We start from the raw sequence: 10,237 nt of genomic DNA, 5'->3' as shown, positions 1-10,237 counted from the left end.
CCCCCACATCCCGCCGAGCCAAAGGAGCCCCGGTCCCGTCGGCCACCAACCCCCCACGCAACACCAGCGACAGACCAGTCACCGCGGACTCACCGCAGACTCGCCGGCAGCACACCGCTGCGCGCCACCACCTCGTCGATGCTCTCCGCGGCCCGCAGCACGTGGAACCGCACCACGTCGCCCTCCGACACCTCGAACCCGAACACCGGCGGCATCGGCAGGCTGTTGTACTGGAACGGCGAGGAGAAGTAGTACGCACCGGTGTCCGGCACCACCACGATGTCCTCCGTCGCCAGCAGCGGCAGCTTCCGCTCCCGCGCCATCAGGTCTCCCGCGAAGCAACAGGGCCCCGCGACGTCCTGTACCTCCAACTCCGCAGTACTCGCCAACCCGTGCCGGTCATAAGCCAGCACTCGCAGCGGCCAGGACTCGGGGGCGAACACAGTACGCGCCGCCACCTGTGCCCCCGCGTGCGTCAACGCAATAGCGCGCCCGCCCGTGGTCTTCGTGTACTCCACCCGCGAGGCGATGAACCCGTTCTTGGCCATCACCGACCGCCCGTACTCGGTGACCACTTTCAGCTCCCCGCCGAACAACTCCGGCGCGGCCTCCCGCAACACCGCCACGTGATCGGCGAAGGTGGGACTGTCCTCGTCCCCGCTGAAGTCGACCGGCAACCCGCCACCGATATCGATGCCCTCGATCTGCCCGGCCCGCCGCGCGTTCACCTCCTGCGCGAACCGCACCGCCTCCGCGACCCCGGCGGCGTTCAGCTCCAGGGGGATGCCCTGCGAGCCGACGTGCACGTGGACCCAGCGCAGCCACGGCCGGGCCGTGTACGCCGCGAGCAGCCGCTCCCGGTTGCCGGGGTCGGCCATCGCGATCCCGAACTTCGTCGTCCGCCCGGCCGTCGACATGGCCTCGATCGAGCCGATCCCGACCTGCGGGTTGATCCGCACCCCGACCCGCACGGCCGCGGCGCCGGCGGCGACCAGCCGGTCCACCCGCTCCAGTTCCTCGAAGTTGTCGATGTTCAGCGCGATGCCGTCGCGCAGCGCCCCGGCCAGCTCAGCTTGGGTCTTGGCCGGGGAGTCCAGCACGATCCGGGAGGCCGGGAACCCGGCCGCGCGCGCCTGCGCCAGTTCCCCGGGGCTGCTGACCTCGCAGCCCAGGCCGTGCCGGAGCAGCAGCGCCAGGACCGGCACCATCGGATTGGCCTTGGCGGCGAACGCGTGCAGCACGTCCACCTCGCTCGGCCAGGCCGCCAGCAGTTCGGCCGCGGTCTGCGCGATCCCGGCCAGGTCGACGAACGCCGCCACCGGCGTCGTCAGCGGGTCGAGCAGGCCCTGGGCCACCGCGGCGTGCACGGCGCGGTCGCGGCGGATTCGGCGGACATGGTGCTCGGGCATCAGGGATTCCTCGCTGGCGGCTCGATCGCGGGGCGGCTTCGGACCCAGCGTGGGTCCTGGCGGGCCGGCCGGGCGCGAGCCTCGAAAACCTCGCGGCTCACACACCAATACCCGACAATCACCTTGCGGTTCCGCCGTCGGCGGCCAGGCTGACGCCTCAGCCAGGCTAATCGATCACCGCCGGACCCGCGAGACGGCCGACCGGCCAGGCCGCCGCCCCGACCGCGACTACCACGACAACCCCGAACACGACCCCCGACCTCGAACACGACCCCCGAACACGACTCGACGGCGAGCCACACCCCGGGCCCCGGCGAGCCTGACCGGCGCACTGCCCGGCGCGACCGCCGCCCCGACCGCCGCCCCGACCGAGCAAGCGCCGCCCGACCGAGCAGAGGAGACCCTGTGACCAAGGCCGAGAAACCGTATGGCACCTGGCCGTCGCCGATCACCGCCGAGGACGTCGCCGCCATCCCCGGCGCGCCGCAGTGGCCTTCGGTCGTCGGCGAGCAGACCTGGTGGTGCGCGCCGGATCCGGCGACGGCCACCGTGGGTCTGATGTGGCGCGGTGCGGACGGCGTCGTGTGCCCGGTGCTGGGTCCGGGCTGGCCGGTCGGCAACAAGGCCATCGGTTACGGCGGTCGTCCCTACCTCGCCACGCCGGAGTTCGCGGTCTTCTCCCGGTCCAGCGACCAGCGGCTGTATCTGATCGCTGATATGCCCGCCGCCGAACCGTCGTCTGCTGGCGCGGCGCTCGAGCCGGCGCCCCTGACCCCCGCCGACCCCGAAGGCGTCACCCGCACCAACTACTCCGACCCGATCCTGGGCCCGTCCGGCACCGAGATCTGGGCGATCCGCGAGGTCACCGAGCTCACCGAGGAACTGACCGACCCCGCACCGCGCACCAAACGCGATGTCGTCGCCATCCCGCTGTCCGGCGCCGCGGCCGACGACCCGACCGCGCTGCGCGTCGTGGCCCGCTCCCACCACTTCCTGTCCACGATCCGCCTGAGCCCCGACGGCACCCGCCTGGCCTGGCTCGGCTGGGACCACCCGGCGATGCCCTGGGAGACCACCGACCTGATGGTCGCCTCGATCGTGGACGGCGTCGCGGTCGCCCAGGCCCGGGTCCTCGGCGGCGACGAAGGCGGTGTCGGCACCCAGGTCGCGGTCGCGCAGGCCGAGTGGGCCGATGCGGACAGCCTGTACGCCCTGGCTGATCCGGACGGCTGGTGGAACCTTTTCCGCGTCGACCTGGCCGGCGACGAGACGGCCGCCATCAACGTCTTCCCGACCGAATCCGAGTTCGGCCACCCGATCTGGCGGGTCGGCTCCACCTCCTTCGCGGTCACCGATGCCGGCGTGGTCCTGCGCCGCAGCCTCGGTGACGAGACGCTGATCCGCTGGGACCCCGAGACCGGCCAGACCACCGACCTCGCGCCGGGCTGGACCGAGTTCGCCAACTCCGTCTCGGGCCCCGGTGCTGGTGCCGGCACCGCGATCGTCGCCGTCGCCGCGAGCCCCACCGAACCCTCGACCCCGCTGCGCATCGACGTCGCCGGCGGCCGGCTCACCCGCTGCGTCGAGCGCGCCGAGTATCCGCACGAGGCCTGGGTCTCCCGCCCCGAACGCCGCCACGTCCAGGTCGAAGGAGGATGGCAGGTCCCTTATATCTACTATCCGCCGACCAACCCGGAGTATCAGGGCCCTTCCGACGTCCCGCCGCCGTTGCTGATCGACGTCCACGGCGGCCCGACCAGCGGCACCGTCACCACCCGCTACCTCAACTTCGCGCTGTTCACCTCGCGGGGCTACGCGGTCGCGACCGTCGACTACGGCGGCTCCACCGGCTACGGCCGCGCCTACCGCGACCGCCTCCGCCACACCTGGGGCATCACCGACGTCGAGGACTCGGTCGCCGTGGCCCGGGCCCTGGCCGCCGCCGGGCTGGCCGACCCGGCGCGCACCGGCATCCGCGGCGGCTCGGCCGGCGGCTGGGCCACTCTGGCCGCGCTCGCGCACAGCGACTACTTCGCCTGCGGCACCGTCTACTTCCCGATCAGCGATCCGGCGACCTGGTACGACGAGCAGACCCACGACTTCGAGAGCCGCTACATCCATTACCTGGTCGGCGATCCTGAGAAGGACACCGCGCGCTTCGCCCGGGTCTCGCCGCTGGCCCACGCCGCCGAGATCACCGCGCCGTTCATCATGCTCCAGGGCCTGGACGACGTGATCTGCCGGCCCGACCAGGCCGACCGGCTGGTCAAGGCGGTGGAGGCGGTCAATCCCGGGCTGGTCCGGGCCTACCACCGGTTCCCCGGCGAGGGCCACGGCTTCCGGAAGGACGAGACCATGACCGTCTGCCTGCAAGCCGAGCTGGACCTGTACGCGAGCGTCCTCGGAGCCTGACATGACACAGACCCCTGACAACGCCGCCACATCCACTGCCGCATCCACTGCCGCGAAAGCGGCTCCAGCGGCGGCCAAGCCCGCGCCCCGCCCCAGCGACGCCGACGTCGAGAAGCTGGCCGCCGACGCCATCGCCGCCTGCTCCCGGCTGATCCGCTTCGACACCAGCAACTTCGGCGCCGGCGAGAGCCGCGGCGAGCGGGCCTGCGCCGAGTGGGTCGCCGAGCAGATCACCGACGCCGGCTTCAGCCCGGTGGTCCTGGAGTCGGCGCCGCGCCGCGCCAACACCGTGGTCCGCATCCCAGGCACCGACCCGAGCGCACCGGCCCTGCTGGTGCACGGACACCTCGACGTCGTCCCGGCCGAACCCGCCGACTGGCAGTCCTACCCGTTCTCCGGCGAGGTCCGCGACGGCGCGGTCTGGGGCCGCGGTGCGCTGGACATGAAAGACATGGACGCGATGATGCTCGCGTTCGTGCAGCACCTTTCGCGCACCGGGCAACGGCCGCCGCGCGACATCGTCATGGCGTTCGTGGCCGACGAGGAGGACACCGGTGACTTCGGCGCGGGCTTCCTGTGCCGTGAGCACCGCGACCTGTTCGAGGGCGTGGACACCGCGATCAGCGAGTCCGGCGGCCATTCGGTGCACCTGTCCGACGGCGCGCGGCTCTACCCGGTCGCGGCGGGCGAGCGCGGCAGTGCGTGGATGACCGTCACGGTCCGCGGCACCGCCGGGCACGGCTCGCGCCGCAACGACGACAACGCGATCGCCAAGCTGGCCGCGCTGGTCACCCGGTTCGCCGACTACGAGTGGCCGGTGCGGGTGGTGCCGATCGTCAGGGCTCTGCTGGACGGGCTGTCCGAGCATTTCGGCCGCGAGATCTCGCCGCGGGACCTGTCCGGTCTGGGCGCCGCGGCCCCGCTGCTGGCCGACACGCTGCGCAACTCGGTCAACCCGACGATGCTGCGCGCCGGCTACAAGCACAACGTGATCCCGTCCGAGGCCAGCGTGGCGCTGGACGGCCGGCTGCTGCCGGGCACCGAGGCCGAGTTCTTCGCCACCGTCGACGAACTGCTCGGCCCGGACGCCACCCGCACCGGCGACCACGGCAGCCCGGTCAGCGCCGACTTCACCGCCCCGGACTTCGCCGCGATGGCCGCCGCGCTGCGGGCCTTCGACCCGGAGGCGATCGTGCTGCCGTTCTGCATGACCGGCGGCACGGACGCCAAGGCCTTCGCGAAGATCGGCATCCCCGGTTTCGGCTTCGTTCCCGGCCGGACGCCCGAGGGCTTCGACGCGTGGGAGTACGTGCACGGCGTCGATGAGCACGTACTCACCGACAGCCTGACCTTCGGCGCCGGGGTGCTCGCCACGTACCTGCTGACCGATCCGAGGGGTGCAGGGGTATGACTTTGGTCCGTCCGCCCGGCCTGAAGCCCGGGGACACTGTCGCAGTACTCTGTGCCTCCTCGCCGGTACTGAGCCAGGAGCACCTTGAGTCGGGCCTGCGCGCCATGGAGTCCGTCGGGCTCAAGCCGGAGGTGTTCGGCACGGCTCGCGCCACCGGCAGTGTGTACGAATACCTGGCCGGTACCGACGCCGAGCGCGCCGCGGATCTGACGCGCGCGCTGTCCGATCCGAAGTACGCCGGGGTGTTCCTCGCCTGCGGCGGCTACGGCTCACAACGCACGCTGGAACTGTTGGACTGGAACCGGATCGACGCCGCCCGGCCGAAGGTGGTCGTCGGATACTCCGACGTCACCGCGGTCCTGGAGGCGGTGGCCGTCAAGCTCGGCTGGGTGTCGCTGTTCGGGCCGATGGTGGCTTGCGGCGGGTTCTGGCAGGGTCCTGACGAGTATGACTTCAGGGAGCTGATGAAGCTCCTGTTCACGCCGTCGTCGGTCAAGCAGCTCACGTTCCCGGGCTCGCGGGCCATGGTCTCCGGCGTCGCCGAGGGACTGACGCTCGGGGGGACCGCCACGCTGATCGCGGCCAACTTCGGGACCGACACGTCGTATCCGGCCCGGGACGCGATCCTGTTCCTGGAGGACGTAGATGAGCTGCCGTTCCGCCTGGACCGGGTGTTCACGCAGTTCCGCCGGGCCAAGGGCTACCTGGAAGGTGTGCGCGGGATCATCCTCGGGACGTTCACCGAGTGTGGCGATCCCGAGCACATCGAGGCGCTGCTGACCGAGCGCTTCTCAGACCTCGGAGTCCCGGTCCTGGCCGGGGTGAACATCGGGCACAACTGCGAGATGCAGACGTATCCGGTGGGCGTGCGGGCCCGGCTCGACGCCGACGCCGGGACCCTCACCTTCCTGGACCAGGTGCTCGCCGAGCCCACCGCCGAGCCCACCGCCGACCCGCGGAGCGGTCAGGGGTAGAGGCGCAGCAGGTCCTCCTCAGTCTCGCGGCGCACAATGACGTGCGCCGCGTTCCCGTTCACCGCGTTCTCGTTCACCGCGACCACCGGCGGTCTCGGCACCAGGTTGTAGTTGCTCGCCGCGGAACGCTGATAGGCACCCGAGCAGGGGATCGCGATCAGGTCGCCGGGCATCAGATCCGCAGGCAGATCGACGTCCTCGACGAGGATGTCGCCGGTCTCGCAGTGCTTTCCGACGACGGTCATCGCCTCGGTCGGGGCGGCGCTGTGGCGGGAGGCGAGGACCGCGGTATAGGCCGCACCGTACGTAGCGGGGCGCGGATTGTCGCTCATGCCGCCGTCCACCGCGACGAAGCGGTCCTTGACCGTGCCGACCTCGTAGACCGCGACCGTGGTCGGCGCGACGATGGAACGGCCGGGCTCGACCGCGAGGCGGATGTCGTCGGGCACCACGGCGTGGAGGACGTCGGCGAGTTCCGCCGGAGTCGGCGCTGTCTTGTCGCCGGGCAGATAGCGGACGCCGAGGCCGCCGCCCAGATCCAGCTTGCCGATGACGGTGTGCTGCTCGCTCTCGACGGCGCGCAGGAAGCTCACGATCCGGCGCGCGGCCTCGCCGAACGAGTCGAGGTCGAAGATCTGCGAGCCGATGTGCGAATGCAGGCCGACGAGTTCCAGGCTTGGTTCGGCCAGGACCCCGCGTATCGCTTCCGCCGCCTCGCCGGAGGCGATGGAGAGCCCGAACTTGCTGCGCTCGCCGCCGGTGGCCCAGGACGCGTGGGTGTCGGCGTCGACTCCGGGCTTCACCCGGATCATGACCTGCTGCCGCGCGCCGCTCTCCTCCGCCGCGCGCGCCACCCGGTCCACCTCGTGCCGCGAATCGAGCACGATGCACCCGACGCCCCACGATACCGCCTGCCGGATCTCCGCGACCGACTTGTTATTGCCGTGGAACACCACGCGCTCCGGCGGCATCCCACCGACCCGGGCCACCGCCAACTCGCCGCCGCTGCACACGTCGAGGCACAACCCGAGTTCCGCCAACCACCCCACGACAGCCGGCGCCAGGAACGCCTTCCCGCCGTAGTGCACGTCCCCGTCGGGGAAGGCGGCCAGCCACGTTGAGCAGCGGGCCCGGAAGTCGGCCGCGTCGAGCAGGTAGAGCGGAGTCCCGAATTCGGCGGCGAGCGCGCGCACCCCGATCCCGGCGATCGTGAGCTCGCCATCGGCCCAGGCCGCGCCGGTCGGCCAGATTTGATCACGCACAGAGACGCTGTCCATGCCGCGAAGGTAGAGAACTGGTGTGCGTGCGGAGCGTGAGCGTCGATGAACTGAATGCTGAGGCTCGGCTTCGATCCCCTGGACCTCAGGCCCGCCAGGTTTTAGATTCGAGCACGGGCCACTGAAGAACTAGAGCGCTTCAGCCCTCATCATCACAGCGTCACCCGGCTCCGCCACCTCTCGCCCTAGTCGGACTTAGGAAGGACACCCGCCGTGGCCGCTGCTCCTCGCTGGCGCCTGCCCGCGCCTGGAAACGGAAACCATGACACGCCGCTGAGAACCCTGATAGCCGGCCGTGTAGTCCTCGTGATCACGGTCCTCGCCATTCTGCTGGCGACCGGCGGCGCGGTGGCGTTGGCGTCCTCGACAGGGACGTGAAACGCAGTCGTTGACCGGCACTCCGGCAAACTATGACCAGCGCGACCCGCAGGGCCAGCACAACCCGCCACAAGCCCGGGACCGGCGCTCACCCCGCCGGTCCCGGGCTCTGCCACCATCGGCCCATGACCGAGAACATGCGTCTGATGACCGTCGCCGACCTGAATCAGATCATCGCCGACATGCCGCGCTACTGGGGCGAACGCGACATGCGCCAGGGTCACCACTACCCGCTCGTCCACGAGTTCGGCCAGACCTGCATCGTCGCCGACTCCCCGGACGGCATCCGCGGCTACCTGATGGGCTGGGTGAACCACGACCACGTCGGCTACATCCACTTCATCGCCACCCGCGACGACACCCGCGGCACCGGCCTGGGCCGCCGGCTGCACGCCGAGTTCGCCCGCTCGGCCGCCGAGCAGGGCGCCACCAGCCTGAAGGCGATCACCGCCGTCACGAACACCGGCAGCTTCGCCTTCCACACCACGATCGGCTTCCAGGCCGAGACCGTCGAGGACTATGCCGGCCCCGGCCAGGCGCGCGTGGTCTTCACCCGCGACCTGTGACCGTCCGGCGGGATCTACGGGCGTTCAAGGGCGCACAGGCGTCCTGCGGGGCCTACGGGCATCCCGATCCGGCGCGCGCTACATTGATCGTGCGCCGTCACCGGCGCCGCCGGAGCTGAGAGGCGCTGCAACGGATCCCTGATCCGCCACGCTCGGTCCCGACGACTTTCCCAAGGGCGCCTCCCTCGTGGAGGCGCACTTCGTGCTTCCACGGGTTCCACCACCTCATGCGAAGACGGGAAAGCGAGCATGAAGAACCACCTGCAAGAGATCAACGGCCTGCGCTTCGCGGTCGCCGATCTCGACCTGGCCGGGGCCGGCCGCCACCAGATCCGGCTGGCCGAGCACGAGATGCCCGGCCTGATGGCCCTGCGCGCCGAGTACGCCGAGGCGCAGCCGCTGCGCGGCGCCCGGATCGCCGGCTCCCTGCACATGACCGTGCAGACCGCGGTCCTCATCGAGACCCTCGTCGCGCTCGGCGCCGAGGTCCGCTGGGTGTCCTGCAACATCTTCTCCACCCAGAACGAGGCCGCGGCCGCGATCGTCGTCGGCCCGGAGGGCACCCTGGAGAAGCCCACCGGCACCGCGGTGTTCGCCTGGAAGGGCGAATCGCTCGAAGAGTACTGGTGGTGCACCCGCCAACTCTTCGACTTCGGCGCCGGACGCGGCCCGGACCTCCTGGTCGACGACGGCGGTGACGCCACCCTCCTGGTCCACCTCGGTGCCGAGTACGAGACCGCCGGCAGCGTCCCGGAACCCGAGCCCGGCGACCACGAGGAACGCCGCCTCATCCTGGCCCTGCTGGCCGACAGCATCGCCGAGGACGACCACCGCTTCACCCGCATCGCCGCCGGCATCCGCGGCGTCTCCGAGGAGACCACGAACGGCGGCGCGCGCCTGTACAAGCTGGCCCGCGAGGGACGGCTCCTGTTCCCGGCGATCAACGTCAACGACTCGGTCACCAAGTCGAAGTTCGACAACAAGTACGGCATCCGCCACTCGATGGCGGACGGCCTCAACCGCGCCACCGACGTCATGATCGGCGGCAAGACCGCGGTCGTCTGCGGCTACGGCGACGTCGGCAAGGGCGCCTCCGAGGCGCTGCGCGGGCAGGGCGCCCGCGTCGTGGTGACGGAGATCGACCCCATCAACGCCCTGCAGGCGGCGATGGACGGGTTCCAGGTGGCGCGGCTGGAGCAGGTCGTGGAGACCGCGCACATCTTCGTCACGGCCACGGCCGGGACCGGCGCGATCCGGCTGGAGCACCTGGCGCGCATGCGGCACAACGCGATCGTCGGCAACGTCGGCCACTTCGACACCGAGATCGACATGGCCGGCCTGGCCGCGCACCCCGGCGTCACGAAGACGGAGATCAAGCCGCAGGTCCACCAGTGGACCTTCCCGGACGGCCACGCGGTCCTGATCCTGTCCGAGGGGCGCCTGTTCAACCTCGGCAACGCCACCGGCCACCCGAGCTTCGTGATGTCGGCGTCGTTCTCGAACCAGGTGCTGGCCCAGATCGAGCTGTTCACGCGGCCGGAGCACTACTCGGACGAGGTGTACCGGCTGCCGAAGCAACTCGACGAGAAGGTGGCGCGGCTGCATTTGGACGCGCTCGGGGCGGAGCTGACGGAGTTGTCGGCGGAGCAGGCGGAGTATCTCAGTGTGCCGATTGAGGGGCCTTATAAGGCTGAGCACTATCGGTACTGAGGTCGAGTCCTGATGTAAGGCCGTGCGCCATTTGCCCGTGCGCCATTTGCCCGTGCGCCATTTGCCCGTGCGCCATTTGGCTATGCGCTGTCCCTGGACA

General features: G+C 70.8%; 7 protein-coding genes. 5 read left to right on the top strand and 2 right to left on the bottom strand.

Features of this window, described 5'->3' with window-relative positions:
• Positions 1-89: 89 nt before the first annotated feature.
• Positions 90-1,409 (bottom strand): type III PLP-dependent enzyme domain-containing protein, encoded by a 1,320-nt coding sequence (locus KGQ19_RS27025; RefSeq protein ID WP_230419499.1) that lies wholly within the window; start codon positions 1,407-1,409, stop codon positions 90-92.
• Between the two features lie 405 nt (positions 1,410-1,814).
• Between KGQ19_RS27025 and KGQ19_RS27020 the strand changes: the two genes are divergently transcribed.
• From KGQ19_RS27020 to KGQ19_RS27010, 3 genes are read left to right on the top strand one after another with little or no spacing between them, the layout of a single operon-like run.
• Positions 1,815-3,821 (top strand): prolyl oligopeptidase family serine peptidase, encoded by a 2,007-nt coding sequence (locus KGQ19_RS27020; RefSeq protein ID WP_212013478.1) that lies wholly within the window; start codon positions 1,815-1,817, stop codon positions 3,819-3,821.
• A gap of 1 nt (position 3,822) precedes the next feature.
• Positions 3,823-5,232, top strand: coding sequence for a M20/M25/M40 family metallo-hydrolase (locus KGQ19_RS27015; RefSeq protein WP_230419498.1), 1,410 nt, complete (start codon positions 3,823-3,825; stop codon positions 5,230-5,232).
• A complete protein-coding gene (locus KGQ19_RS27010) occupies positions 5,229-6,206 on the top strand; it encodes a S66 peptidase family protein (RefSeq protein ID WP_212013476.1) in 978 nt (325 codons plus the stop codon). Before KGQ19_RS27015 ends, KGQ19_RS27010 begins: the two co-directional genes overlap by 4 nt.
• Here KGQ19_RS27010 and lysA read toward each other — a convergent pair.
• Entirely contained in the window at positions 6,197-7,483 is a 1,287-nt protein-coding gene (gene lysA, locus KGQ19_RS27005; protein WP_212013474.1) for a diaminopimelate decarboxylase, read from the bottom strand. The two genes, KGQ19_RS27010 and lysA, sit on opposite strands and share 10 nt — an antisense overlap.
• Before the next feature lie 503 nt (positions 7,484-7,986).
• Between lysA and KGQ19_RS27000 the strand changes: the two genes are divergently transcribed.
• Together KGQ19_RS27000 and ahcY are read left to right on the top strand one after the other, a co-directional pair.
• Entirely contained in the window at positions 7,987-8,427 is a 441-nt protein-coding gene (locus KGQ19_RS27000) for a GNAT family N-acetyltransferase (protein ID WP_212013472.1), read from the top strand.
• Positions 8,428-8,676: 249 nt separating this feature from the next.
• Positions 8,677-10,137, top strand: a complete 1,461-nt coding sequence (ahcY, locus tag KGQ19_RS26995) for an adenosylhomocysteinase (RefSeq protein ID WP_212013470.1) — start codon at positions 8,677-8,679, stop codon at positions 10,135-10,137.
• Positions 10,138-10,237 lie beyond the last annotated feature (100 nt).

Origin of the sequence: Catenulispora pinistramenti (assembly GCF_018274385.1) — a bacterium.
Classification (GTDB): domain Bacteria; phylum Actinomycetota; class Actinomycetes; order Streptomycetales; family Catenulisporaceae; genus Catenulispora; species Catenulispora pinistramenti.
Note: the sequence above shows the minus strand (reverse complement) of the source record. Positions and strands in the feature narration are given on the sequence as shown.

Excerpts from the sequence above, each read along its gene's own strand:
- KGQ19_RS27015 (WP_230419498.1), top strand. The coding sequence starts at position 3,823 with ATGACACAGACCCCTGACAACGCCGCCACATCCACTGCCGCATCCACT.
- ahcY (WP_212013470.1), top strand. The coding sequence starts at position 8,677 with ATGAAGAACCACCTGCAAGAGATCAACGGCCTGCGCTTCGCGGTCGCC.
- KGQ19_RS27000 (WP_212013472.1), top strand. The coding sequence starts at position 7,987 with ATGACCGAGAACATGCGTCTGATGACCGTCGCCGACCTGAATCAGATC.
- KGQ19_RS27025 (WP_230419499.1), bottom strand. The coding sequence starts at position 1,409 with ATGCCCGAGCACCATGTCCGCCGAATCCGCCGCGACCGCGCCGTGCAC.
- lysA (WP_212013474.1), bottom strand. The coding sequence starts at position 7,483 with ATGGACAGCGTCTCTGTGCGTGATCAAATCTGGCCGACCGGCGCGGCC.
- KGQ19_RS27010 (WP_212013476.1), top strand. The coding sequence starts at position 5,229 with ATGACTTTGGTCCGTCCGCCCGGCCTGAAGCCCGGGGACACTGTCGCA.